Annotated in this window: 24 protein-coding genes; 8 read left to right on the top strand and 16 right to left on the bottom strand. The window is 50.0% G+C overall.

Features of this window, described 5'->3' with window-relative positions:
* Positions 1-72 precede the first annotated feature (72 nt).
* The 5 genes from HH301_RS04710 to HH301_RS04690 form a co-directional block, all read right to left on the bottom strand.
* Positions 73-666 carry a hypothetical protein gene (locus HH301_RS04710; protein WP_169567124.1) on the bottom strand — a complete coding sequence of 198 codons (594 nt, stop codon included), beginning with the start codon at positions 664-666 and terminating at the stop codon, positions 73-75.
* A gap of 60 nt (positions 667-726) precedes the next feature.
* The gene (gene hslO, locus HH301_RS04705; protein WP_169567122.1) at positions 727-1,659 is read right to left on the bottom strand and encodes an Hsp33 family molecular chaperone HslO; all 933 of its coding nucleotides are present in this window, start codon (positions 1,657-1,659) and stop codon (positions 727-729) included.
* A gap of 30 nt (positions 1,660-1,689) precedes the next feature.
* Positions 1,690-2,619, bottom strand: coding sequence for an ornithine carbamoyltransferase (gene argF / locus HH301_RS04700; RefSeq protein WP_169567120.1), 930 nt, complete (start codon positions 2,617-2,619; stop codon positions 1,690-1,692).
* The gene (locus tag HH301_RS04695; protein WP_169567118.1) at positions 2,616-3,788 is read right to left on the bottom strand and encodes an aspartate aminotransferase family protein; all 1,173 of its coding nucleotides are present in this window, start codon (positions 3,786-3,788) and stop codon (positions 2,616-2,618) included. The genes argF and HH301_RS04695 overlap by 4 nt, the downstream gene beginning before the upstream one ends.
* 167 nt (positions 3,789-3,955) lie before the next feature.
* On the bottom strand, positions 3,956-4,792 hold the full coding sequence (locus tag HH301_RS04690; protein ID WP_169567116.1) for an ABC transporter permease: 837 nt from the start codon (positions 4,790-4,792) through the stop codon (positions 3,956-3,958).
* A 105-nt stretch (positions 4,793-4,897) separates the two neighbouring features.
* Here HH301_RS04690 and arsC point away from each other — a divergent pair, with 105 nt between their 5' ends.
* The 4 genes from arsC (at position 4,898) to HH301_RS04670 (ending at position 8,191) form a co-directional block, all read left to right on the top strand.
* Positions 4,898-5,245, top strand: a complete 348-nt coding sequence (gene arsC, locus HH301_RS04685; protein WP_169567114.1) for an arsenate reductase (glutaredoxin) — start codon at positions 4,898-4,900, stop codon at positions 5,243-5,245.
* A 131-nt stretch (positions 5,246-5,376) separates the two neighbouring features.
* Positions 5,377-6,561, top strand: coding sequence for an acetyl-CoA C-acyltransferase (locus HH301_RS04680; protein ID WP_169567112.1), 1,185 nt, complete (start codon positions 5,377-5,379; stop codon positions 6,559-6,561).
* A gap of 126 nt (positions 6,562-6,687) precedes the next feature.
* Complete coding sequence (locus HH301_RS04675) at positions 6,688-7,173, top strand: hypothetical protein (RefSeq protein WP_169567110.1); 486 nt, start codon at positions 6,688-6,690, stop codon at positions 7,171-7,173.
* Positions 7,174-7,288: 115 nt separating this feature from the next.
* On the top strand, positions 7,289-8,191 hold the full coding sequence (locus HH301_RS04670) for a DMT family transporter (RefSeq protein WP_169567108.1): 903 nt from the start codon (positions 7,289-7,291) through the stop codon (positions 8,189-8,191).
* Between the two features lie 44 nt (positions 8,192-8,235).
* On the opposite strand, the gene HH301_RS04665 is transcribed toward HH301_RS04670, so the two are convergent.
* From HH301_RS04665 to HH301_RS04645, 5 genes are all read right to left on the bottom strand, one after another.
* Entirely contained in the window at positions 8,236-9,108 is an 873-nt protein-coding gene (locus HH301_RS04665) for a 3-hydroxybutyryl-CoA dehydrogenase (protein WP_169567106.1), read from the bottom strand.
* 67 nt (positions 9,109-9,175) lie between these two features.
* Entirely contained in the window at positions 9,176-10,105 is a 930-nt protein-coding gene (locus tag HH301_RS04660) for an electron transfer flavoprotein subunit alpha/FixB family protein (protein WP_169567104.1), read from the bottom strand.
* Positions 10,105-10,854 carry an electron transfer flavoprotein subunit beta/FixA family protein gene (locus HH301_RS04655; RefSeq protein WP_169567102.1) on the bottom strand — a complete coding sequence of 250 codons (750 nt, stop codon included), beginning with the start codon at positions 10,852-10,854 and terminating at the stop codon, positions 10,105-10,107. The genes HH301_RS04660 and HH301_RS04655 overlap by 1 nt, the downstream gene beginning before the upstream one ends.
* Before the next feature lie 200 nt (positions 10,855-11,054).
* Complete coding sequence (locus HH301_RS04650) at positions 11,055-11,618, bottom strand: cob(I)yrinic acid a,c-diamide adenosyltransferase (protein WP_169567100.1); 564 nt, start codon at positions 11,616-11,618, stop codon at positions 11,055-11,057.
* Positions 11,619-11,622: 4 nt separating this feature from the next.
* A complete protein-coding gene (locus HH301_RS04645) occupies positions 11,623-11,817 on the bottom strand; it encodes a twin transmembrane helix small protein (RefSeq protein ID WP_169567098.1) in 195 nt (64 codons plus the stop codon).
* Between the two features lie 87 nt (positions 11,818-11,904).
* On the opposite strand from HH301_RS04645, the gene HH301_RS04640 reads away from it, so the two are divergent.
* Both HH301_RS04640 and HH301_RS04635 read left to right on the top strand, forming a co-directional pair.
* The gene (locus tag HH301_RS04640; protein WP_169567096.1) at positions 11,905-13,086 is read left to right on the top strand and encodes an NAD(P)/FAD-dependent oxidoreductase; all 1,182 of its coding nucleotides are present in this window, start codon (positions 11,905-11,907) and stop codon (positions 13,084-13,086) included.
* 51 nt (positions 13,087-13,137) lie between these two features.
* Positions 13,138-14,016, top strand: a complete 879-nt coding sequence (locus HH301_RS04635) for a YihY family inner membrane protein (RefSeq protein ID WP_169567094.1) — start codon at positions 13,138-13,140, stop codon at positions 14,014-14,016.
* Position 14,017: 1 nt separating this feature from the next.
* On the opposite strand, the gene HH301_RS04630 is transcribed toward HH301_RS04635, so the two are convergent.
* The 3 genes from HH301_RS04630 to ccrA form a co-directional block, all read right to left on the bottom strand.
* Entirely contained in the window at positions 14,018-15,295 is a 1,278-nt protein-coding gene (locus HH301_RS04630; RefSeq protein WP_169567092.1) for an NAD(P)/FAD-dependent oxidoreductase, read from the bottom strand.
* A gap of 123 nt (positions 15,296-15,418) precedes the next feature.
* The gene (locus HH301_RS04625) at positions 15,419-17,098 is read right to left on the bottom strand and encodes an acyl-CoA dehydrogenase family protein (protein WP_169567090.1); all 1,680 of its coding nucleotides are present in this window, start codon (positions 17,096-17,098) and stop codon (positions 15,419-15,421) included.
* Positions 17,099-17,155: 57 nt separating this feature from the next.
* Positions 17,156-18,460, bottom strand: coding sequence for a crotonyl-CoA carboxylase/reductase (gene ccrA, locus HH301_RS04620; protein ID WP_169567088.1), 1,305 nt, complete (start codon positions 18,458-18,460; stop codon positions 17,156-17,158).
* Between the two features lie 242 nt (positions 18,461-18,702).
* On the opposite strand from ccrA, the gene HH301_RS04615 reads away from it, so the two are divergent.
* A complete protein-coding gene (locus HH301_RS04615; protein WP_169567086.1) occupies positions 18,703-20,718 on the top strand; it encodes a protein meaA in 2,016 nt (671 codons plus the stop codon).
* 10 nt (positions 20,719-20,728) lie between these two features.
* Here HH301_RS04615 and HH301_RS04610 read toward each other — a convergent pair whose 3' ends face one another.
* From HH301_RS04610 to gluQRS, 3 genes are all read right to left on the bottom strand, one after another.
* Entirely contained in the window at positions 20,729-21,130 is a 402-nt protein-coding gene (locus tag HH301_RS04610) for an MAPEG family protein (RefSeq protein ID WP_169567084.1), read from the bottom strand.
* A gap of 62 nt (positions 21,131-21,192) precedes the next feature.
* On the bottom strand, positions 21,193-21,963 hold the full coding sequence (locus tag HH301_RS04605; RefSeq protein WP_169567082.1) for a substrate-binding periplasmic protein: 771 nt from the start codon (positions 21,961-21,963) through the stop codon (positions 21,193-21,195).
* A 56-nt stretch (positions 21,964-22,019) separates the two neighbouring features.
* Complete coding sequence (gluQRS, locus tag HH301_RS04600) at positions 22,020-22,874, bottom strand: tRNA glutamyl-Q(34) synthetase GluQRS (RefSeq protein WP_169567080.1); 855 nt, start codon at positions 22,872-22,874, stop codon at positions 22,020-22,022.
* A gap of 148 nt (positions 22,875-23,022) precedes the next feature.
* On the opposite strand from gluQRS, the gene HH301_RS04595 reads away from it, so the two are divergent.
* Positions 23,023-24,306, top strand: coding sequence for a S41 family peptidase (locus tag HH301_RS04595; RefSeq protein ID WP_169567078.1), 1,284 nt, complete (start codon positions 23,023-23,025; stop codon positions 24,304-24,306).
* Position 24,307: the final 1 nt, after the last annotated feature.

Raw genomic sequence — 24,307 nt, 5'->3', positions numbered from 1 at the left:
TAGCAACAACGCAAAAAAGTGACCCGGTAGTTATACGCAGGTCGCTCTCTTTTCCGTCACATTTAGGGCAATTTATTTTAGATATGCGCCCAGAAAGGCTTGGATGTTCTTTTCCAGCTGAACGTCAAATTCCCGCATCAACAACTCGGTCTTTTGAAAGAACACCTGATCCCGCTCATTCAAGGTCGCATCTTCGGGAACAGTTGTCGATTGGGTTGCCTCAGCAATGGCCAGTGCCCGGCCCCCATTGATAGTGACAATCTGCAATTCCCCAGCCACCCGAAAATCATATTTCTCAGACTGATCATTGGTGAAGAAGCCGCTGATACCCGATTTCTTTTCAAGAGGAGTTTCAACCACACTGGCATCTTTGAGGGTAAAGACAGCGTAAGCACCACTTCCGCCAACCGCCTTGAGCCGGTCATTAACCCAGCGCCGAACAGACCTTTCGATACCAACCGGTAGTTCATGTTCCACATTGGGGGGACGAAGCGGAGATTTAAACTCACTGACAAAGCGAATTTCACCCACATTCAGGTTCAGGGTCGGCTTATGCTGAAAGGTGATTTCAGGATAGTTTGGTTCATTCGGCGTTTCCGCACATCCAGCGAGCGCCAAGGCAACCATGCCCAATAAAGCACCGGCAAGTCGTCTGTGAAATGTCATCAAGTCCCCCGTGTCAGGCCGTCTGTTTCGCCTGTAAAATCAGCCCTAATTAGGGCAAATTTATGAAGCGGTTGGCCGGGCGTCGTTCACCTGATCAACCGTGATCACATATTGCGCGCTACAGAACTGACAATCAACCTGGATCTGTCCATCATCCGCCATCTCATCCACATTCTCAGGCGAGAAAGAGATCAATGTATTGAGGACCCGCTCCCGGCTGCAGCTACATTTATCCTGCAATTCGACAACGTCATAGAGCCAGACACCATCCTCATGGAACAACCGATAAAGGAGTTCAGAGGCCCGAAGACGGGTGTGGGTCAGCTCTTCATCTGTTACGGTTGAGGCCAGCGCTTCGGCATTGCGCCAATGTTCCTCAGCGGTTTCCTGACGCACCATCAGACCGCTGTCCTCAGGCAGACGCTGGATCATCAGCCCACCGGCCCGCCATCTCCCATCCTGTTTTGCAACAGAGACTTTAAGGCGGGTTTCAATCTGCTCCGAGCGGGCAAAATAATTTTCCATGCATTCCGCAAGGCTGTCGCCTTCAAGGGCAACAATCCCCTGATACCGATTTTCCGGATCTTTTCGCGGGTCAATTGTAAAAGCGATATAGCCTTTCCCCAAAAGACGCGGCACGACAGCCTGAGCCAGTTTGTCAGCAGCGGCTTCCAGTTTTTCTGGATCAAACGCCGCATAGCCCCGAAGATCACCAGGCGTGGACATGTCAGCCGCCAGCATGGAGATCGGGCCATCACCCTTGCTTTGGACTGTGAAAATACCATCAAATTTCAGGGCACCGCCCAACATGGACGCCAGCACCAGACATTCCCCAAGCATACGGGCAACGCTTTCCGGGTAGGCATGCCGGTTCAGGATATCATCAACCACCGATCCGAGACGTACAACACGCCCCCGAACGCCGGCTTCGGCCATCTGAAAGGGTTGGATCAGATTATCTGCAATAACCTGGGTTTTTTGCGGGCTTGACATTGGGGGTCCCCTAAAAAGTTCCAGTTGCGTCTAGATTTTGCCCAGACACCATCGCAATACAGCTTTTTGGGCATGAAGGCGATTTTCCGCTTCATCAAAGATGACAGATTGCGAGCCGTCCATGACAGCCGTAGTCGCTTCTTCATCCCGATGCGCGGGCAGGCAATGCATGAATATGGCATCACTTGCTGCCTTTTCCATCAGTTTTTCATCAATCTGATAGGGTTTCAACAGATTGTGACGGGCACCCACATCATCACCCATGGACACCCATGTGTCAGTGACAAGACAATCAGATCCCTTGGCTGCCTCTTCAGGGTCACGCGTGACGTGAACAGCGGCCCCAACCTCTTTCGCCCAATCCAGCGCAACCGGATTTGGTGACAGCTCCTCAGGGCAGGCAATTCTCAGCTCAAAGCCAAACTGACCCGCTGCGTGGATCCACGAGGTGACCATGTTATTACCATCGCCACTCCAGGTGACAACGCGATCCTTGATGTTGCCCTTATGCTCCTCAAACGTCAGGACATCGGCCATCAATTGACAAGGATGACTAAAGTTGGAAAGTCCGTTGATCACCGGGATAGATGCGTTCTCCGCCAGGTCTTTCAGTTTCTGATGATTGTCCGTGCGAAGCATGATCACATCAACCATCCGAGAGAGCACCTTGGCGGTATCGGCAATTGTCTCCCCCCGGCCAAGCTGCATGTCATCACTATTGAGAACAAGCGTATCGCCGCCCAGCTGGCGCATCCCCATATCAAAGGAAACACGGGTCCGGGTTGATGGGAATTCAAAGATGCATGCCAGCGTATGACCGTCCAGTGGACGGCCTTCATCACGGGTTCCTTTTGGCTTACCTGCCCGCGCCTTTTTCACGGCAAGGGCATCGTCAATCATTGTCCTGAGGTCTTCTTTTGAGACTTCGTGCAAATCAAGGAAATGGATTGGGTTGGTCATGATGACAACTCCTCACACGCCTGTTCCAGCGCTGTGATAAATTCATTAATCTGAGCTTCGTCGATGATCAGCGGCGGCAACAGGCGAACAACATTATCGCCGCCTTTTGCAGTGAGCACACCATGCTTGATCAGGGTTTGGATCAAGGCCCCGTTTTCGACCTTACATTTCAAGCCCAAGTGCAGCCCAACTCCCCGAAGTTCTTCGATTACAGATGGATAGCGATCGACAACGCCATGCAAGGCCTGACGTAAATGATTGCCGGTTTGCTGAACCCGTTCCATGAAGCCATCTTCTGTCATGATGTCGACAACGGCCCCAGCAACTGCCATCGCCAAGGGATTACCGCCATAAGTAGAGCCGTGACTTCCAACAGTCATGCAAACCGCCACCTTTTCAACAGCCAGACAAGCACCAACTGGAAAGCCGTTTCCAAGTGCCTTGGCAGAGCTCATGATATCCGGTGCAATGCCCAGATGTTCATAGGCAAAGAGCTTGCCAGTCCGGCCCATTCCGGTTTGAATTTCATCAAACATCAGAAGCAGACCTTCCTCATCACACAGCTTTCGCAATTGACGCAGAAACTCTGGCTCCACAACCTGGATACCGCCCTCTCCAAGGATGGGTTCGATCAAAACACCAGCGGTTTCAGGTGTAATTGCCTGTTTGACAGCTTCAATATCCCCAACCGGGACATGATCAAATCCGTCCATTGGCGGGCCGAAACCTTCCAGCAGTTTGTCCTGACCAGCAGCCGCGATGGTTGCCAATGTCCGTCCATGGAAGGAATTTTCAAAGGCAATGACCCGGTAGCGTTCTGGCTGACCATTCGTGCTGAAATATTTGCGGATCATTTTAAGACCGCATTCATTCGCCTCAGCACCCGAGTTACAGAAATAGGCGGCATCAGCAAACGTGTTGTCTACCAGCTTCTTGGCCAGCTCCTCCTGACCCGGGATCCGGAACAGGTTGGAGATATGCATCAGGTTCGACGCCTGCTTGGACAGGGCTTCCGTAATCTTTGGATGGGCATGCCCCAGCGACGTCACTGCAATACCGGCAAAAAAGTCGAGATATCGTCGGCCGTCATTCCCGAACAGGTATGCGCCTTCCCCTTTATCAAAAGAGAGATCTGCAGGGGCATAGTTCGATAACAACGGTGATATCATTTGCCTTCTCCAATAAATAAGCTGATCGCTTTTACAAACAGAAAATGGGTCGTTTGGTTTTTACCCCAGAAAACGACCCGGAAAGCGCGGAAGTATTGACAGGAGGAGGTTTCCTGTCAATCAAACTCTTCCGCTAAATGTAGAATAAGTGGAATAACTGGAAGTTTTTAGGGTTTCAGACGATATCCTCGTCGGAACAGGAACCAGATCACACAGAATAAAAAGAGGTTGAGCCCACCCACAACAAGGGCGCCAACTATTTGAGAACTGTCTGCAGTTCCAATAAATCCATACCGAAACCCATCAATCATGTAGAAAAACGGATTGATGTGACTGATGGTATACCAGATACCTGTCAGCCGCTCGACCGAGTAGAAAGTCCCAGACAAAAATGAGAGCGGCATAATCACAAAGTTGGTCACGGCAGCGATATGGTCAAACTTATCAGAAATGATCCCCCCGATAATGCCGAGCATGGACAGCATTAAGCCTGCCCCGACCAGGAAGAAGAGAACCGCAGCCCAGGAATGAACGGAAAGATCGACAAAGAAAAACATGCTGCAGGCAACCGCAAGGGCGACAACCAGTCCCCTGGCAAGACCAGAAAGGGCATAAGCCAAAGTCAGCTCAAGCGCGCTTAGAGGCGGCATCAGAACATCAACAATATTTCCCTGAACCTTCGAAATCACCAAAGAGGAAGAGGTGTTGGCAAATGAGTTCTGAATGACAGACATCATAATCAGGCCGGGCGCCAGGAACGTGGCAAACGCAATATCGCCGTCATAGCGACTGTTTCCGCCAAAGGCGAGCGTGAACACAGCCAAGAACAACAGGGTTGTCATCATGGGCGCAAAGACCGTCTGCAGCGGAACTTTCAGGAACCTTTGCACTTCCTTTTTGAGGAGTGTGTAAAAGCCTAGTCCCGGCACATATTTACGGCTATCCAGTGCAGAGGCCCCATGGGTCAGGCCTGCACGGCTATTTTCTGTTGTCTCTATTGTCATGGGCCTTTACATATTCTTTTCACCAGACGTGCGCAAGTTATCCATATCACAAACTGGTTAATCAATTTGATTTGAACGAAATTAAGTCACAGGGAAGACAACGGTATGACGGTCAAAATTCTCCATAACCCTCGGTGCAGCAAATCCCGCCAAACATTGGCTCTTCTTGAAGACAAGGGCATCGCCCCGACAATTGTCGAATATCTGAAGACACCGCCCAGCAAGGAAGAGCTGAAAGACATCCTGGCCAAGCTGAATATGCAGCCCCGCGATCTTATGCGCAAAAAGGAAGCTGAATATAAAGACCTGAACCTGGCGGATGACAGCTTAAGCGAGGACGATCTGATCACAGCGATGATTGAAAACCCCAAACTGATCGAGAGACCCATTGTGATCAATAACGGCAAGGTTCGCATCGGTCGCCCTCCAGAAGATGTGCTGGAAATCGTTTAAACCTGTAAAAACAGATAAATTTGAACAACCGGTTCAGATTCTTTGCTTTTCAAGTCTAAGCAAGGGTTATAAGGTACTTTCCCGAACGGGTGCCGACCCCACAACAAACAAAAATCAATCAGGAGGATCAGATGGCTGAAGCCGTTATCGTCTCTACCGCAAGAACCCCAATTGGCAAAGCCTATCGCGGAGCCTTCAACAATACTCATGGTGCCGATATGGGTGGCCATGTCATCAAACACGCCGTTGAACGTGCTGGTATCGACCCCGCAGAGGTCGAAGACGTTCTGATGGGTGTTGCCAACCCTGAAGGTGCAACCGGCAGCAACATTGCCCGTCAGGCTGTTTTGCGTGCCGGTCTGCCAATCACTACATCAGGTGCGACCGTCAACCGCTTTTGTTCCAGCGGTCTGCAAACCATTTCAATGGCTGCGCAACGGATCGTCGTTGATAAGGTTCCGGTTATGGTTGCCGGTGGCCTGGAAAGCATCAGCCTGGTTCAGAATGACCACATGAATAAATTCCGCCTGGCCAACGAGTGGCTGGTCGAAAACAAGCCCGCGATTTATGATCCAATGCTGAAAACTGCGGAAACTGTTGCCACACGCTACGGTATCACCCGCGAGCAGCAGGATGAATATTCCCTGCAAAGCCAGCAGCGCACAGCAGCCGGTCAGGAAGCTGGTCGCTTTGATCAGGAAATCGTTCCAATGACCACGACAAAACTCCTGGTCAACAAGGAAACAGGCGAAACTCTTGAAGAAGAAGTCACCCTGACAAAGGATGAAGGTAACCGTCCAAGCACTACCATCGAGGATCTGGCGAACCTGAAACCAGTTTTAGGTGAAGATTGCTTCATCACAGCTGGTAACGCGAGCCAGCTATCCGATGGTGCATCTGCCAGCGTCATCATGGACGCGAAATATGCAGAGAAAAACAATATCGAGCCAATGGGCATCTACCGCGGCATGGTTGTCGCTGGTTGCGAACCTGATGAAATGGGTATTGGCCCCATTTACGCTGTTCCAAAACTGCTGGAGCGCAATGGCCTGAAAATGGACGATATTGGCCTTTGGGAGCTGAATGAGGCTTTCGCAGTGCAGGTTGTCTACTGCCGTGACAAGCTGGGCATTCCAAACGAACTGCTCAACGTGGATGGCGGCGCTATCTCCATCGGTCACCCTTATGGCATGTCTGGTGCCCGCATGACCGGTCACGCCCTGATTGAAGGCAAACGCCGGGGTGCAAAATACGTGGTTTGCACCATGTGTATTGGTGGCGGAATGGGTGCGGCGGCTCTGTTTGAAGTCGTCTAAAGTCCTCTGACCTTATTTGAAAAGCCAGCTTTGAATAAAGCTGGCTTTTTATTTGTCTAATTTCATCCAGGATCGACAATATTCCAAGTTTAGATTTTGTTGATATTTAACGAATACACTGAACGGATGAGCAAAGACTTTGATGATGACTTGGAAGAGGACCTGGAGCCATCTTCTCTTGACGACAACACCCACGCTGAAATGCTGGCATTGTACCGGGAGAGTACGCGAACCATCCTCTATGCCAAAACAAGACAATGGCGCACACTCGCTGCGGCCTGCTTTGCTCAGATCATAATTGTCGCCGCCGGCCATTTGATCCAGCTTGATCCTAGTGTCCATCGAGCCTTGGTGATTATTTCATTTCTCGTAAGTGCCATGGCAATTTCCATCCTGCTGATTTTCCAGATCTGGCAACATACCGAGGTACTCAAAATCCGGAAAATCACATCTTTCCTTTCCGGTCACTTTGGGACGGTCAGGGCTGTCAAATCCCGGGTTGAAGCCAATATTCATCGGTATATTCTGCTGGCCGTGATGATCATCTCTATCCTGATCACCAATACGATTTCCTATATTGCCTATGTGCCACTGCTGCCCGTCAGCAACTGATCCGCAACAAACTTGCCTCTTTCCCTGTACAGACTTCAAGATTTCCCTTAAGAGACATAAAAACCTGGTAGAGTTCACCGGGCGCAATAATAATGAGTAATGTGAAAGTCGCCCCATGCCGACCAAAAGAATCCTTGGATTTGCAGCCATCACCGCCATTGTCTTCATGTGGTCCGGCTGGATCGTAACAACCCGTTTTGGTGCCCAGTCAGCGCTTACGATCTACGACATTACACTTCTTCGGTTTGGGGTCTCCAGCATCTTTGTTCTGCCGGTCGCACTCTATTACAGACCCTGGCGATCTCTCGGCCTGAAAAAATCACTCATTACGTCACAACTTGCGGGAATCCCTTATGTGCTGGCTGTTTGTTATGCCTTTAAACTGGCGCCGGCAGCCCATGGCGGTATTTTCATGAACGGCTCGCTTCCTGCCATTACTCTGTTTTTGGGGTGGATCTGGTTCAAGGAGCATCCAAACCGTGTTCAACTCCTTGGCGGACTATTGATTACAATAGGTGCCTCCATAACGTTATTTGGCAGCTCCGACGTCTATGGCCAATATGTGTGGGTTGGGGATCTGCTATTCCTTCTGTCAGGGCTTTTCTTTGCCCTTTATATGGTTGTGTCCAAGCTTTGGCTGCTAACTCCAACGCAAATCCTTTTTTGCTCCTCCATCGTCAACTGCGCGCTCTTTTTACCGGTCTGGTATTTCTTCTTGCCGTCCGGCTTCAGTGAAGCCAGCTTTCTGGATATTGCCTTGCAAACTGTCTATCAAGGCATGATTGCCACTCTTATAGGACTGTTGCTGGTAGCCTTTGCCGTACGCCAGATCGGTGCACCGACAGCCGCAGCCTTTATGTCAGGTGTTCCCAGCATCGCTGCAATTCTCGGGTTCCTGCTATTGGGAGAGGCAGTGAACATCTGGGTTTGGGTCAGTATCTTCCTACTGACACCCGGTATCATCCTCGTTTCCATCTGGAGCCAGGATAAATACAAAAGAAAAGCCCTGCCAAACTAGAAGCTGGCAGGGCTAAATTTTCAGCTTGGATTACATCCCAGTCATTACCGGGTTGGAGTAGGTGTCTCCGTCGTGTAATCATAGAACCCGCGATTAGCTTTACGGCCCAACCATCCCGCTTCTACATATTTCACCAGAAGTGGACATGGACGGTATTTTGTATCGGCCAAACCTTCGTAAAGAACCTGCATGATGGACAGGCAGACATCCAGACCGATAAAGTCTGCAAGCTGCAATGGACCCATCGGATGGTTCGCACCCAACCGCATCGCACTGTCGATTGCCTGAACGGATCCAACCCCTTCATAAAGAGTGTAGATCGCCTCATTGATCATTGGCAGCAGGATACGGTTCACGATGAAGGCCGGGAAATCTTCCGCTGGCGTTGGGGTCTTGCCGAGTTTCATCGTCAAGTCCCGGACCAGTTGGAAAGTTTCCTCGCTGGTAGCAATACCCCGGATCAGTTCCACGAGTTTCATCATGGGAACCGGGTTCATGAAATGCATTCCCATGAACTGGCTCGGGCGATCGGTGACCGCCGCAAGCCGGGTTACAGAAATAGAGGATGTGTTCGTTGCAATAATTGCTTCTGGCTTCAGTTGAGGACCAAGAGGCGCCAAAATGGCTTTCTTGATTTCCTCGTTTTCTGTTGCCGCTTCGATCACAAGATCAATTTCCCCAAGGAAATCGTCCGTCAGAACTGGCTTGATCCGAGCCAGAGCCGCAACCCTGTCCGCATCATCCATTTTTCCCCGACCGACCTGTCGCTGCATATTGTTGTCGATGACACTGATGGCCCGATCAAGCTGTTCCTGACCGACATCCTTCAAGTAGACATCAAAACCTGACAGCGCCATGACATGAGCAATACCATTGCCCATCTGGCCTGCACCAATTACACCAACCTTGTTAATCATCGCGCATCATCCTGCCTTGGATTGTGACAGAGGATCATAGCTTCGCAATTACCGACAACACAAGCCATTAAAGTGCTGCTTCCAACTCTGGCAGCGCTTTGAACAGATCAGCGACCAGTCCATAATCCGCAACCTGGAAGATCGGTGCTTCTTCATCCTTGTTGATAGCAACGATAACTTTACTGTCTTTCATACCTGCCAGATGCTGAATAGCACCAGAGATACCAACGGCAATGTAAAGCTCAGGCGCAACAACCTTACCGGTCTGACCAACCTGGTAATCGTTAGGAACGAAACCTGCGTCAACCGCAGCACGGCTAGCACCAACAGCGGCGCCCAGCTTGTCTGCAACAGCTTCGATCAGTGGGAAGTTGTCACCAGACTGCATACCGCGACCACCGGAAATAACGATTTTCGCAGATGTCAGTTCAGGACGCTCAGACTTGGACAGTTCTTCACCAACGAATGTGGAAAGGCCTGCATCTTCAGCCGCAGATGCATTTTCAACTGAGGCTGAACCGCCTTCGGCATCGGCAGCAGCAAAAGCAGTACCGCGAACAGTGATAACTTTCTTGGCGTCAGAGCTTTGAACTGTTGCCATCGCGTTACCAGCGTAAATTGGACGAACAAATGTGTCGTTCGATACAACTTCAGTAATTTCAGAAATCTGAGCAACATCCAGCAGAGCAGCAACCCGTGGCAGAACGTTTTTACCAACAGTTGTTGCTGGCGCCAGGATCGCATCGTATGAGCCAGCCAGACCCACAATCAGGCTTGCAACATTTTCAGCCAGAGCATTTGCATAAAGGGCATCGTCAACAAGGATAACCTTGGCAACACCAGCGACTTTTGCAGCTTCGTCAGCAACAGCCGCACAGCCTGAGCCTGCGACCAGAACATGGATATCACCACCGAGTTGAGACGCAGCAGTTACTGTGTTCAGGGTAGCGGCGCCCAGTGCGGCATTATCATGATCAGCATAAACCAGTACAGTCATTAGATAACTCCCGCTTCGTCTTTAAGTTTTTTGACAAGTTCTTCAACACTTTCAACCATGACACCAGCTTCACGTTTTGGAGGCTCAGTCACTTTCAGTGTTGTCAGACGCGGTGCAACATCAACACCAAGATCGCCAATTTCTTTTTCATCAATTGGTTTCTTCTTGGCTTTCATGATGTTTGGCAGAGACGCATAGCGTGGCTCGTTCAACCGCAGGTCTGTTGTCACAACAGCTGGCAATTTCAGGTCAACAGTTTGCAGACCACCGTCAATTTCACGGGTAACCTTCACTGTACCTTCGCCAAGGTCAACTTCAGAAGCAAATGTTCCCTGTGACCAGCCTGTCAGTGCTGCAAGCATCTGACCTGTCTGGTTGCTGTCGTCATCAATGGCCTGTTTACCAACGATAACAAGATCAGGATTTTCTTCTGCAGCGACAGCTTTCAGAACTTTAGCGACAGCGAGCGGCTCAACAGAGTCATCTGTTTTGACCAGCACACCTCTGTCTGCACCCATGGCCAAAGCAGTCCGAATGGTTTCCTGAGCAGCCTGCGGGCCGACGGAAACAACAACAACTTCGGTTGCTTTACCAGCTTCTTTAAGACGAAGCGCTTCTTCGACAGCGATTTCATCGAAGGGATTCATTGACATTTTAACGTTGGCGAGATCTACACCTGTGTTGTCCGCTTTTACGCGGATTTTCACGTTGTAGTCTACGACACGCTTAACAGCGACGAGAACTTTCATGGATCGGTTTTCTCCAAGCCTGATGGCCCTTCGGTCCTACAGATACTCACACACCTGCATCCGTTAAGGGGGAGCGTTTAACTTTCTTTTTCGGCGCTGCACAATAATTAGCAAATGACATTCTGTCAAACGATGCGCAAAACCTTTTTCCTTAGTCGCCCCAGCCGCTCTTTTACCCGATGATGGTTTGGGTTTAAACCCTATCTGTTCGCCCCTGGGACCCACAAAACATCTGCCGCCCCTTTTTGGTTATAAAATCGTGACATGACGAACAGCAGGTCTGAAAGCCGATTGACGTAACGTATTGAAATTTCATTAATATTTTCAACAGTTGCGAGTGAAACCATTCGCCGCTCGGCGCGCCGGCAGACGGTACGCGCATGATGCAGATGCGCAGAAAAAGCTGATCCACCAGGCAAAATAAAGGAATTTAGCGGGGACAACTCTGAATTTAGCGAATCAATCACCTCTTCCAGCCAGGTAACCTGCGCTTCGACGATCCGAAGAGGCGGATATTTTGGGTTCTCTTCATGTGGCGTACAGAGATCAGCGCCCAAATCAAAAAGGTCATTTTGAATCCGATTGAGAATCTTTGCCGCGCTTTCATCTTCGTGAAGCCGGGCAATCCCAAGGATCGCATTCAGCTCATCCACATCCCCGTAGGCATCAACCCGCGCATCATCTTTTGAGACCCGCTGACCGTTTCCAAGAGATGTCTGCCCTTTATCTCCGCCGCGCGTGTAAATTTTGGTGAGTTTCACCATGCCATCAGCTTCCCTTCATCCCAAAAGCCAGCCCAATCATGACAAGGGCAATGGCAATCGCTTGAAAGAGAATCCGAAGACGCATCAGTCGATTACTTGTAATTCCGCGTTTTTCACCGGACCGGCCCATATTAAGGACACCGAGAAGAACGACGAGCGCAGTCGCAGCAACGGCTGCCAAAATGAAATAGTTGATCATCTCTTCCGCTTATCACATATTCGGCCCCTCACCAAGGGAGCCTTTCCTACCAAATTATATCGGGATTATGACACGTCGGGAATGTGAATGTCAGAAAATAGCTATGATATTGTAATTATTGGCGGCGGTGTCATCGGATCTGCGATTGCCTATTTTCTCAGCCGGAATACTGAGCAAAACCTCAAAATTGCGGTTATTGAAAAAGACAGCAGTTACCAGTTCGGCTCAACAGCCCGATCCGCTGGCGGGGTTCGCTTGCAGTTTTCAACGCCTGAAAATATTCGCATGTCGCAGTTCGCTGTGGAATTTCTACGCAATATTACGGACCACCTCGGAATTGAGGGTGAAAAAGTTGATGTGAGCTACACAGAAGGTGGGTACCTGTTTCTCGCTCAGGATCATCAAATCCCAATCCTCTATAACAATCACGAAGTCCAGAAACGCGAAGGTGTTCCTGTAGCCCTTCTGGACCCTGAAGATCTCAAAACCTCCTATCCCTGGATGAATGTTTCTGACCTGGCTGGCGGGACACTTGGACTTGAAGGGGAAGGGTGGCTCGATGCCTATGGCCTCAACCAAGCGTTTCGGAAGAAAGCGATCTCTCAGGGCGTCACTTATTTGAAGGATGAGGTCCTCGATCTGGTCAAAAACGGCTCAAAAATCGAAAAAGCCACTCTGAAATCAGGGGACAGCGTGCTGGGGAGCGTTTTTGTCAATGCAGCAGGGGCAAGAGCGGCAGAGATTGCCAAAATGGCAGAGCTGGATCTGGCTGTCCGACCCCGAAAACGGTTTATATTCTCCTTCAGTTGCCGTGAAGAGGTTGGGCCTTGCCCCCTAACCATCGATCCCAGTGGCCTCTATTTCAGACCAGAGGGTCACCAGTTTATTACAGGACGATCCCCCGGACCGGATGAAGATCCGGATTGTCTGGATTTTGATGTTAATTATGACTGGTTTGACAACGATATATGGCCGGTTCTGGCCCACCGCGTTCCTGCCTTCGAAGCCATCAAAATGGAAAACGCCTGGGCTGGACATTATGCCTATACTCTGTTGGATCAAAACGCTGTTCTTGGCCCTCATCCAGAAGTGCCAAACTTTATCTTTGCCAATGGTTTCTCAGGCCATGGATTGCAACAGTCCCCGGCCGTTGGACGCGCAATCGCAGAGTTGATCTTGTTTCAAAACTATCAGACACTGGATCTGTCCTGCTTCTCCTTTGAGCGGCTTCTCACCGGCAAAGGGGTCAGGGAGATTAATGTTGTGTAAGGGTTGAGTAAAAGTCGTCATCCGAAATTTCTAAAGACTTAAAGGTCAGAAATGATCAGCCTGCTCAAACAGTTTCTGTATATTGTAAAGGAATGCGCGCTGCATTTCGTCAACCAGAACTGTCTCAGGATGGCAACAGCTTTGAGCTATCAATCCCTTCTTGCGGTTGTCCCGCTAGCCGTTATGGCTGTTTCCCTACTGACTTATCTGGATGCTTTTTATACCTTTCAGGAAGACATCGTTTTTTTCCTGTTTGATAACCTGCTCCCCACAACAATTACCTCCGCCTATGATATCCTTCAGGATATCGTGGTGAATGCGAAAGAGCTGACTTATCTGGGCTTTGTCGGACTGGCATTGGCCGCAATCCTGTTATTTCTGAATATCGAAGGCTGTTTTCGTCAGATCTGGCGATCCACCACCTCACGAAATGTGTTCATCCGGCTATTTGCCTATTTACTGATGCTGGCGGCGGGACCCATCGCCCTTGCCAGTAGCCTGACGCTTGTGAAGTGGCTGAGCAACTGGACAGAACAGGCAAGTGGCATTTCCTTTGACCAATATGTTGAATACTTCAACTTCATGGTGCCGTTTCTAGTCACCTTGAGCATCCTGTTTCTGCTTTACCGTCTTGTTCCAACCCGAAAAGTCAGTGCGCTTCATGCCCTTATTGGTGCCTCTATTGCGGCGAGCCTGTTTGTATTAAGCAAAACTGCGTTCAAACTTTACCTGCTGGCCTTTCCTACCTATGAAGCGATTTATGGTGCGCTGGCAATCCTGCCCCTTTTCCTGATTTGGATTTACCTCTGCTGGATACTGGTTTTGTTAGGCGCAACCATCACGGCTGTCTTGGGATTTAATTATTCAGAACAGCTTTCACCGCTGAATGCAGCCGAAAAGAGAGAGGCCCGAAAACGGGTCACGGAATAGGTTAAAGACCCAACCGATCAGCGATGCGTTGCCACAAAAGAACCCCCGGCATGAACCAAGGATTGCCGGAATAAAGGAATTTTCCTTCGAAGGGCAGATCATCAAACGCCGTTCGGCCATTTTCTTGATCACCAATGATCTTATAACCCAGCTTGGTGCCAAAATATGTGGACCTTGCCACGCCCGAGCCGCAATACCCCATGGCATAATACAGATCCCCCAAGTTTCCGATATGAGGAGAGTGATCAAAGGTATAGGCAACAAGACCTGACCAAAGATAATCTGTCTCAACTTTAGAGAGCTCAGGATAAACCTCCGCCATGGAGGATTTGAGGATTTGCAAGTTATGCGCGGGTCTGTCTTTGTAACCGGAAGCCCGCCCACCAAACAGGATGCGTTTATTGTCCGGCGTTGTCCGGTAATAAGCGACAAGTCGGCGACTATCCCCATACATCCGCCGTTGCGGCATTAGCCTCTCAATTTGCTCTGGCTGCAACTCTTCGGTTACCAAAATTGCACTTCGAAGCGGCAGGACTCTTTTGCGAAAATCAGGCAGTGCCTTACCTGTATAGCCATTTGTACAAACTGCCACTTTTTCAGTGGTTACCACACCGGATGGCGTAACGACCAAAAACCGACCATTCTCTTTTCGAATATCTTCAACCGGAGTTCCTCCCTGAATACGCACACCTGCTTTTTGGACTGTCTGCAATAACCCCGCATGATACTTTGCCGGATGCAACCCCCCATCCAATTCATAAACAACACCCCCATGAAAAAGGGAGGATCCGGTCTCCAGATGCTGTTCGCCGGGGGAAACCATGTGCCCTTTAACACCGCAAGCCTTTTGCAACGCTTCCAACTCTCGTGCCATGCTCGCGTAATGCTCCGACCGAAGCGCCCCGCGGAAACGCCCAGTTTGTTTAAAATCGGCTGAAATATTCTCGACAGTGAGAAAATTCGCCAGAAAGTCGACGAAACCAACGCTTTCTTTCAAGATCTCATTGGCAATTGTTTCCCCGTAATTAGCCTTGAGACCCTTGATACCAAGTTTATGAAAACTGGGGCCCACCATTCCCCCGTTTCGGGAACTGGCACCTTCCCCAAGACGGCCAGCCTCCAACAGCAGAACATCATGGCCACTTCTGGCCACAACCAACGCAGCAGCAAGGCCCGTAAAACCGGAGCCGATCACAACAACTTCGGCTTTTTCCGGCAGAGGCTCAGCCGCTGGCTCTTCTCTTGGTGCTGCTTCCCACCAGTAAGGGGTGGTTTTCATATTTTGACGTTCAACCTGCATGATAAAATGAGGGTAAAAATATCAGGGTCTGGGTACAAGCATAAAAAAAGCGGATGCGATCACATGCACCCGCTTTTTCATCATTTCTGGGAAAGAAAAGGCTTAGTTTGCCCCTTCCAGAAGACGTCTTGCAATCACCTGCGCCTGAATTTCGCCAGCGCCCTCAAAAATATTGAGGATGCGGGCATCACAAAGAACGCGACTGATCGGATATTCCAGTGCGAAACCGTTGCCGCCATGGACTTGCAACGCGTTGTCTGCCGCATTCCATGCAACACGGGCACCGAGGAGTTTTGCCATACCAGCTTCCAGATCACAGCGACGCCCTTCATCTTTCGCACGGGCAGACGCATAAGTCAGCTGACGGGCCATCATGATCTCAACTGCCATGAAAGCAAGCTTGCCAGATACACGTGGGAATTCAATGATTGGCCGGGCGAACTGAATGCGGTCCAGCGCATAGCGAAGACCCAGTTCCATGGCATTTTGCGCAACACCCAATGCACGGGCAGCTGTCTGAATACGGGCACTTTCAAAGGTTTGCATCAATTGCTTGAAGCCGTTGCCTTCTTCTTCACCCAGCAGGTTTTCAGCCTTCACTTCAAAATTATCGAAGCCAAGCTCATATTCCTTCATTCCCCGATAGCCGAGAACCTCAATTTCACCGCCGGTCATACCCTCCGTTGGGAAATCCTCATCCTCAGTCATATGCTGTTTTTCAGCAAGGAACATCGAGAGGCCTTTATAGCCTGGCTCGTTTGGATTGCTCCGTGCCAGCAAAGTCATGACATCTGCGCGGGCAGCGTGCGTAATCCAGGTTTTGTTCCCTGTGATCTTGTAGACATCCCCGTCTTTCACGGCACGTGTTCTCAAAGATGCCAGATCAGATCCTGTATTCGGCTCAGTAAAGACCGCAGTTGGCAAGATTTCGCCGGTTGCAATCTTTGGCAGCCATTTTTGCTTCTGGCTTTCTGTGCCACCGGCCAAAATCAATTCTGCCGCAATTTCAGACCGGGTACCGAGGGAGCCAACACCAATATAGCCGCGGGACAATTCCTCAGACACCACACACATGGACATCTTGCCAAGGCCAAGACCATCATATTCTTCCGGAATGGTTAGACCAAAAACCCCAAGCTCAGACATCTTGTCAACGACAGGGCGTGGGATCAGTTCGTCTTTCAAATGCCATTCATGGGCATAAGGAAGGACTTCCTCTTCCGCGAAACGACGGAACTGGTCACGGATCATGGAATAAGTTTCATCCAGACAAGGGTCACCGAAATGCCCCGTATCCATACCTTCGGCAACCAATTCGGCAATCCGCATCCGAACCGCAGGGGAATACCCTTCAGCAATGAGGGTTTTAACCGCGTCAGTTTCAAATTCTTCGACGGCAGATGCCTCAATCCCGAGATCAGCCGGCCGAATAATTTCACCCAGTGTCATCGGAATGCCGCCCTTGATCTGGGCCAGATATTCAGCAAAGCCAGCTTGCAGGATTAGCTGTTCAAGCTCACCGCTCTTGCCTTCAGACACCAGATCATGGGACCACCGCAAAGTTTCCTTCAAGGTTTCCACATAGGTGACAAGCCAGGCCAGTCCGTGTGTCGCATACTGGTTCTGTTCTACCAGGCGAGAGCTGATCCGGCCATCTTCACCGCGCGTGAAGGCAGCCACAGCATTAATCGCCTGTTGCTTGAATTTTTCAGCAGATTCCAAAGAGTTTGCACAAAGCTCGTCGAGCCTGTCTAAAACTAGACTGGTTGGTTGTGTCGTCATGTGATTTTCACTTTTGTTGTTTTTTGGAAGCTATTCCTAATGGATTTTCCGGGAACGTCAAGAGTTCCCGGCTTCCATTGCATCTTCCAAAGTTCTCAAACCTGGGTATTTAGCAGAGACAAGCACGGCCATGTTGCCTGGTTTGTGCTGGTTGTTCATCATCATTGTATGGGCCCGAGGAATATCATCCCATGGGAAAACCTCTGACATACAAGGATCAATCCGACGCTCAATCACCATGTTATTTGCTTGCGACGCCTGTTTCAGGTTTGCAAAGTGGCTACCCTGAATACGCTTCTGGCGCATCCACACAAAACGAGCATCCATTGTCAGGTTAAAGCCGGTTGTACCTGCACAGAAGACAACCATACCACCACGTTTCACAACATTACAGGACACTGGGAACGTAGACTCACCTGGATGTTCGAAAACGAAGTCAACATCGTTACCCTTGCCAGTGATGTCCCAGATAGCGCGACCAAATTCACGGGTTTTCTTCATGTATTCGCCAAAACCTTCGCCGTTCACTGTCGGCAACTGACCCCAGCAATCGAAATCATTTCGGTTCAGAACACCCTTGGCCCCCAAGGACATGACGAAATCCCGTTTGGATTCATCAGAAATCACGCCGATAGCGTTCGCACCAGCAGCCGCACAAATCTGCACCGCAAATGATCCGAGACCACCGGAAGCACCCCAAACCAGAACGTTATGACCTGGACGCAGAATATGTGGACGGTGACCAAACAGCATCCGGTAAGCTGTTGCGAGTGTCAGCGTGTAGCAGGCACTTTCTTCCCAAGTCAGATGCTTTGGACGTGGCATCAGCTGACGGTCCTGAACGCGGCAGAACTGCGCGAAAGATCCATCAGGTGTCTCATAACCCCAAATCCGCTGGGAAGGAGAGAACATTGGATCGCCACCGTTACATTCTTCGTCGTCACCATCGTCCTGGTTACAGTGAACAACAACCTCGTCACCGACTTTAACGCGCTTCACTTTGTTACCGACGGCGTAAACGATGCCAGACGCATCAGAGCCCGCAATATGATAAGGTTCATTGTGAACATCAAAGACAGAGATCGGCGCACCCAGTGACGCCCAGACACCATTGTAGTTGACGCCTGCTGCCATCACGAGGACCAGTACATCGTGGGAATCGAGTTCTGGTGTATCGACCACTTCAACCTGCATTGCCTTTTCTGGCTCACCCTGCCGTTCCCGGCGAATTGCCCATGCGTACATTTTGGAAGGCACATGACCAACTGGGGGGATTTCACCGATCTCATACAGATCCTTGAGAGGGGCACCAGACCCTTCAGCAGCGTTTTCAGTTGGGGTAACAGCTTCACTCGCAGACATCACTCAATTCCTCTTCTCTAGTACAGTGCAGGTCCCAGAACCTGCTCGCTACAGTCACTATACCGCAGCGCATCATTTTTTTCTTCGCTAATTGCGTCTCTATCGTTAATAATGGGCAGATTACAAACCTTGCCTGGGAGTGCAAGTTTTTTTTGCAGCGCAAAACAAAGTTATGATATTACGTGTTGGATGAAAAATAAGAAATAACCAACTCAATTGATGTGTATTGACGAAAGATTATTATGAGCAGAGAGACTACAGGAACCCCTGATTCCCCAACTGCAGCCCCTAAGGACCGCCCTTGGCTCTTCCGGACTTATTCAGGTCATTCATCTGCAAAAGCGTCCAATGAACTCTATCGGACGAATCTCGGAAAAGGGCAAACCGGCCTATCAGTTGCCTTTGATTTGCCAACACAGACCGGTTATGATTCGGATCATGTCCTCGCTAAAGGGGAAGTTGGCAAGGTGGGAGTGCCGATTTGTCATCTTGGGGATATGAGGACATTGTTCGATCAAATCCCGCTCGAAAAAATGAACACATCAATGACGATCAACGCGACCTCCGCTTGGTTGCTTGCTCTATATATCGCTGTTGCAGAAGAACAAGGCGCTGACCGCAAGGCGCTTCAGGGAACTGTTCAAAACGACATCATCAAGGAATATCTCTCCCGCGGGACCTACATTTTTCCGCCGGCCCCAAGTATGCGGCTGATTACAGATGTGGTTAGCTTCACTTACAAGGAAGTGCCCAAGTGGAACCCAACCAACGTCTGCTCCTATCATCTTCAGGAAGCCGGTGCGACACCGGTTCAGGAACTATCCTTTGCTTTGGCGACAGCCATTTCTGTCCTTGATGCCGTTAAAGAATCAGGTCAGATCAGCGCAGAAGATTTTCCCGCAGCGACCGGCCGGATCAGCTTTTTTGTAAACGCTGGTATTCGGTTCATTACTGAAATGTGCAAAATGCGGGCGTTTGTGGATCTTTGGGATGAAATCCTGAAAGACCGCTATGGCGTTGAAAATGAGAAATTCCGCCGCTTCCGGTACGGCGTTCAGGTGAACTCCCTCGGCCTCACAGAGCAACAGCCGGAAAACAACGTTTACCGCATCCTGCTGGAGATGCTGGCCGTTACCCTTTCCAAAAAGGCACGGGCACGAGCAGTTCAGTTGCCAGCATGGAACGAAGCCTTGGGACTGCCGCGCCCTTGGGACCAGCAATGGTCCTTGCGCCTGCAGCAAATCGTCGCCTTCGAAACAGACTTGCTGGAATATGGCGATATTTTTGATGGATCTGTTGAGATCGACAGGAAAGTTGAAGAATTAAAAGCCGCCGCTCGTGACGAGTTGGCCCAGATTGAGAAGATGGGCGGCGCAGTTGCTGCGGTTGAAACCGGGTATCTCAAAGAAGCTCTGGTTCATTCAAACACAGATCGGGTTCAGTCTGTCATTTCCGGCGAAATGACTGTTGTCGGTGTGAACAAATTCACTGAAAGCACCCCTTCCCCGCTAACGCAGGCAGGGGACGGCGGGATCATGACCGTCGATCCGAAAGCAGAAGCCGAGCAGATTGAACGTCTGAATGCCTGGCGCGCCAGCAGGGACCAGAAGGCAGTCGATGCGGCGTTGAAGGCCCTGAAAGAGGCTGCTGTTAGCGGTAAAAATATCATGCCGCCGTCCATTGAAGCCGCCAAAGCAGGCGTAACTACGGGCGAATGGTCCGAAGCACTTCGGACGGTTTATGGAGAATATCGCGCACCAACAGGTGTCAGCTCAGCACCGAGCAACAACCCAAGGTCTAGTGAACAGCTGAGGGACAAAGTTGCAGAAGCAGGTCGCAAACTTGGCCGGCCGGTTAAAGTTCTTGTCGGAAAACCTGGATTGGATGGCCATTCCAACGGTGCCGAACAAATTGCTGTCTCCGCCCGCGACTGTGGCATGGACGTTGTATATGAGGGTATTCGCCTGACACCTGAGCAGATCGTCAATTCTGCAAAAGATCAATCCGTTCATATGATCGGATTGTCCATTTTGTCTGGCTCCCACCTGTCACTTGCTGAGGATGTGGTGAAACGCCTTAAAGAAGCAGGTCTGGATGATATCCCGGTCGTTGTCGGTGGCATCATTCCAAGCGACGATGCGGAAGCCCTTCTCAAAAAAGGGATCAGTGCTGTTTACACGCCCAAAGATTTCGAGATGGAAGGGATCATGTCCGACATGGTCGACATCGTCCTCAGATCCGAAAGCGAACCCGCTTAAGTGTCACCTGCTATCCGAGGGCTGCAATCAAGTTTACTGCAGCCCCAATTAGCAGCATTAACATGGTTCCACCTGCAGATATTGTCCTGCCAATGCGCTTCCATTCGGGCACCTTTAATGTCCCGAACAGGCTGATCGCGTGAATAATCCTAAGCAAAACAAAAACAGCACCATAGAGATGGAGCCAAACTGACGCGATACCCTGCAATTCCATAAAAAAGAGCAACAAAAGCATAATGGGTGCATACTCAATGAGGTTCCCAAACCTCCTTGAAGCCAGAACCAACTCTGCGTTACCCTCATCACCAAGAGCAATCCGGTTGCGTCGCCGTGCCATGGCTGTTTGCGAAGATAACACTGCCATCAAAATCGCAATCAAAGCGACGTATATTGGTGTAACCAAACTTTCCATTATTTCCCCTCCCTCAAAGCCGGTGATTAACTGGATCCTCTCACTATGCCCGAAACAGCGGTCTAGTTATCCGGACTTTGGTTTTTCTTGGACTGAGTTTTATAAGTCTCGAGCGCGGTATTCAGTTGTGGAAGATACTTTCGACAAGGTGATTGTCTTGAGAAGGCCATGTAAACAGGCAAACTGACCTTGGAAGCTTCCACAATGACAAAATTATCCCGTGAGTATTCCTCAGGCATCAGTCTGAAGAAAGAATCCACTGATACAACAAGATACGCCACCCTCTCCTCATCAAGCATCCGATAAAGGTTCGAGATTACCGAGACTGGTGCAACCGTATACTCACTACCCTTGATTTTATTGAGGGGAGGCGGCAAGCGAATACCCGAATAATAGGCACCCATATAATTTTTTAGGCTTTCCACCCCATTATATTGAAATTCAGTCCCTTTTCTGGAGACAACACCATAGACATCGTTCGTCCAAGCGATGGAATACTCAAAATTTTGTCGCCGCTGCACATCATCCAATAATGTTACGATCAGGTCGATTTCCCCGGCCTTCAGATCCCGAAGCACACGCTTCCAGGGCTTCACCTGATCCTGAACGAACTCAACCCCAAGATCGGAAAAGATGTGTTCTGACAATTCAAAAGCTGTTCCAGAGCGTATATTCGTTTGCGCATTCAACAGAATATGCGGTGGCCAAACAGGGGGTCCGGAAGCAACAATCCGCTGGCAGCCCTGCTCTTGTGAGATAGATGAAGACGTAGGGGCGAAGACGGTTATCGCCGCAAGTATCCAGAAACAGCTTAGATAAACTAAAAACTTCAAACTCACTTCCCCTAACCTGATTTAGCTAAGCTTAACACAGATTGGGGAATTCGTTTTTAAGTTTTCTCTTGAAACCCGATCAGCTTTCTGACCTCTTCGGGCGAGTATCCCTGCTCTCGAATATCGCGGATTGTGGCTGATTTATCCCGCTTGGCGAGCCGCCGCCCCTTCAAATCAGATACTAAACCGTGGTGCAAGTATCTGGGAGTTGGCAAAGACAAGAGATGTTGAAGCAGGCAATGCAAATAGGTCGCCTCAAACAAATCCTGTCCCCGCACCACCAAGTTCACACCTTGCAAGGCATCATCAAATGTCACCGCGAGATGGTAGCTGGTTGGCGTCTCTTTGCGGGCCAAGACAACATCCCCAAATCGAGCCGGATCACATTGAATTATGCCTTTGCCGACTTCTTCAAACCGCAACAAATCCTGAGATACTGCATCCAGCGCCCTCTCCATATTGAGGCGCAATGCGTAAGGTTTGTCTTCGCTGAAATTCTGATCAATTTCTAAGGCAGATAAATGCTTGCAGGTCCCAGGATAAACTGGACCATCTGGGCCGTGAGGTGCGGATGGGCTTCTCGCGATTTCCGCCGCTATTTCTTTGCGCGTGCAAAAGCAGGGGTAAATAAGTTCCCGGTCATGAAGCTTTTCGAGCAGTGCCTGATAATCTTCAAAATGCTCACTCTGCTTGCGAACGGGCTCCTCCCACTTCAGGCCAATCCAAGCCAGGTCTTCATAAATCGCGGCTTCAAATTCTGGGCGACATCGTGTTTGATCGATATCTTCCAGCCTTAAAAGGAATCGGCCTCCAGCTTTCATGGCCTGTTCGAAGGCGAGGCTGGCGGAGTACGCATGTCCAACATGTAAGTAACCTGTAGGACTGGGTGCAAAACGGGTAATTGTGCTCATGCGCGGAACTTTAACCATAAACGGGCGGGAATTAACCACAATTTTTAGAAAAAACCTTCTAAAACCGGAAATATAAACAGGAAAGCTTGCATCCTACATTAGGAATGGCTAGCTTTATTAAGAGTTTATTAATTGCGTCAGCGTGCCTATGTTTAGAAAACTTTTGATCGCAGCCAACGCAGTCCTCGTTTTGACTGCCTGCACTCTGCCCTTTGCCAAGGACAGAACGATCGAAGGCGCACTGGATCGATTTGAACAGGCATATTCCGAAAAATATGGGGCAAGGGTTGTTGCGGCAAAAGATCGTGAGGTCGTTGCGCAGGTTCTTTCCAGAGTGAAGGATCGTTATGTCGATGAGGTCAGCGCCGATCAACTCATTGACGCAGCGGTCAAAAGTATCAGTAAGTCGGAAACAGATACAGCAGAGCCTTTGACAGAGGCCTTGAACGCAATGATGGGATCACTGGATCCTTATTCCGCCTATATGAGCCCTGATGCTTATTCACGGTACCAAAGCGGCCTTGAAGGCAAGTTCGTCGGCTTTGGTGTCCGCATCGAAATGCGAGACGGCAAATTAACCGTCATTACCCCGATTAAAGGCTCACCGGCATATGAAGCTGGTGTTCAACCCAACGATATTATTTCCCACCTTGATGGTGAACCACTGACCAATATGACTTTGGCTGAAGCAGTGGAAAAATTACGGGGACCCAGCGGAACAAGAGCTGTACTCACCATCGTTCGGCCAAATGTTCGCACACCGCTTCAGTTGAGCCTGGTTCGTTCAGATGTTGATCTCGACCCTGTCGAGTATCGTGTTGACGGTGACGTGGGTTATATCCGCATCCATAGCTTCAACCGCAAAACCGCCGATAGTGTGGACGAAGCCTTGAGTGTGTTCCAGGCGAAACTCGGCTCCTCCCTCTGTGGGGTGATTCTGGATATGCGCAATAACCCAGGCGGCCTGGTGACGGCAGCAGTTGATATTGCGGATGAATTTATGAATTCAGGAAACATTTTCGCAGCCGAAAATCGCGGCATTGAGTTTTCTGAAGAATATGCTGAAGATGGAGATCGCATCAACGGCAAGCCAATCCTGATCATGATGAACAAAGGTTCAGCATCTGCTGCTGAAATTGTCGCTGGCGCCCTGCAAAATCAAAAACGGGCTCAGGTCTTCGGTGAACAAAGCTATGGCAAGGGCACCATGCAGACCCTTTATAACCTGGATAACGGTGGTGGCCTTCGTTTTACGACGGGACGCTTTACTGCCGGCGGCGGTAAATCCTTTAATGGCGTCGGCATCCGACCCGATATTGAAGATATCTCGAAAAAAGACGAAAACGAACTCGCACCGATCGCGCGCGCCGGCGTTGCCATGAACTGTCATCTCTCCGTTCAAACGGCAGCGTCCGCAACAACTACCCAATAAA

This window comes from Sneathiella limimaris (assembly GCF_012932565.1).
Classification (GTDB): Bacteria; Pseudomonadota; Alphaproteobacteria; order Sneathiellales; family Sneathiellaceae; genus Sneathiella; species Sneathiella limimaris.
This window is presented reverse-complemented; position numbering and strand designations above follow the sequence as displayed.

Bases quoted from the DNA above. Each gene is read 5' to 3' on its own strand.
- HH301_RS04710 (WP_169567124.1), bottom strand. From the start codon at position 666: ATGACATTTCACAGACGACTTGCCGGTGCTTTATTGGGCATGGTTGCC.
- hslO (WP_169567122.1), bottom strand. From the start codon at position 1,659: ATGTCAAGCCCGCAAAAAACCCAGGTTATTGCAGATAATCTGATCCAA.
- argF (WP_169567120.1), bottom strand. From the start codon at position 2,619: ATGACCAACCCAATCCATTTCCTTGATTTGCACGAAGTCTCAAAAGAA.
- HH301_RS04695 (WP_169567118.1), bottom strand. From the start codon at position 3,788: ATGATATCACCGTTGTTATCGAACTATGCCCCTGCAGATCTCTCTTTT.
- HH301_RS04690 (WP_169567116.1), bottom strand. From the start codon at position 4,792: ATGACAATAGAGACAACAGAAAATAGCCGTGCAGGCCTGACCCATGGG.
- arsC (WP_169567114.1), top strand. From the start codon at position 4,898: ATGACGGTCAAAATTCTCCATAACCCTCGGTGCAGCAAATCCCGCCAA.
- HH301_RS04680 (WP_169567112.1), top strand. From the start codon at position 5,377: ATGGCTGAAGCCGTTATCGTCTCTACCGCAAGAACCCCAATTGGCAAA.
- HH301_RS04675 (WP_169567110.1), top strand. From the start codon at position 6,688: ATGAGCAAAGACTTTGATGATGACTTGGAAGAGGACCTGGAGCCATCT.
- HH301_RS04670 (WP_169567108.1), top strand. From the start codon at position 7,289: ATGCCGACCAAAAGAATCCTTGGATTTGCAGCCATCACCGCCATTGTC.
- HH301_RS04665 (WP_169567106.1), bottom strand. From the start codon at position 9,108: ATGATTAACAAGGTTGGTGTAATTGGTGCAGGCCAGATGGGCAATGGT.
- HH301_RS04660 (WP_169567104.1), bottom strand. From the start codon at position 10,105: ATGACTGTACTGGTTTATGCTGATCATGATAATGCCGCACTGGGCGCC.
- HH301_RS04655 (WP_169567102.1), bottom strand. From the start codon at position 10,854: ATGAAAGTTCTCGTCGCTGTTAAGCGTGTCGTAGACTACAACGTGAAA.
- HH301_RS04650 (WP_169567100.1), bottom strand. From the start codon at position 11,618: ATGGTGAAACTCACCAAAATTTACACGCGCGGCGGAGATAAAGGGCAG.
- HH301_RS04645 (WP_169567098.1), bottom strand. From the start codon at position 11,817: ATGATCAACTATTTCATTTTGGCAGCCGTTGCTGCGACTGCGCTCGTC.
- HH301_RS04640 (WP_169567096.1), top strand. From the start codon at position 11,905: ATGTCAGAAAATAGCTATGATATTGTAATTATTGGCGGCGGTGTCATC.
- HH301_RS04635 (WP_169567094.1), top strand. From the start codon at position 13,138: ATGATCAGCCTGCTCAAACAGTTTCTGTATATTGTAAAGGAATGCGCG.
- HH301_RS04630 (WP_169567092.1), bottom strand. From the start codon at position 15,295: ATGAAAACCACCCCTTACTGGTGGGAAGCAGCACCAAGAGAAGAGCCA.
- HH301_RS04625 (WP_169567090.1), bottom strand. From the start codon at position 17,098: ATGACGACACAACCAACCAGTCTAGTTTTAGACAGGCTCGACGAGCTT.
- ccrA (WP_169567088.1), bottom strand. From the start codon at position 18,460: ATGTCTGCGAGTGAAGCTGTTACCCCAACTGAAAACGCTGCTGAAGGG.
- HH301_RS04615 (WP_169567086.1), top strand. From the start codon at position 18,703: ATGAGCAGAGAGACTACAGGAACCCCTGATTCCCCAACTGCAGCCCCT.
- HH301_RS04610 (WP_169567084.1), bottom strand. From the start codon at position 21,130: ATGGAAAGTTTGGTTACACCAATATACGTCGCTTTGATTGCGATTTTG.
- gluQRS (WP_169567080.1), bottom strand. From the start codon at position 22,874: ATGAGCACAATTACCCGTTTTGCACCCAGTCCTACAGGTTACTTACAT.
- HH301_RS04595 (WP_169567078.1), top strand. From the start codon at position 23,023: ATGTTTAGAAAACTTTTGATCGCAGCCAACGCAGTCCTCGTTTTGACT.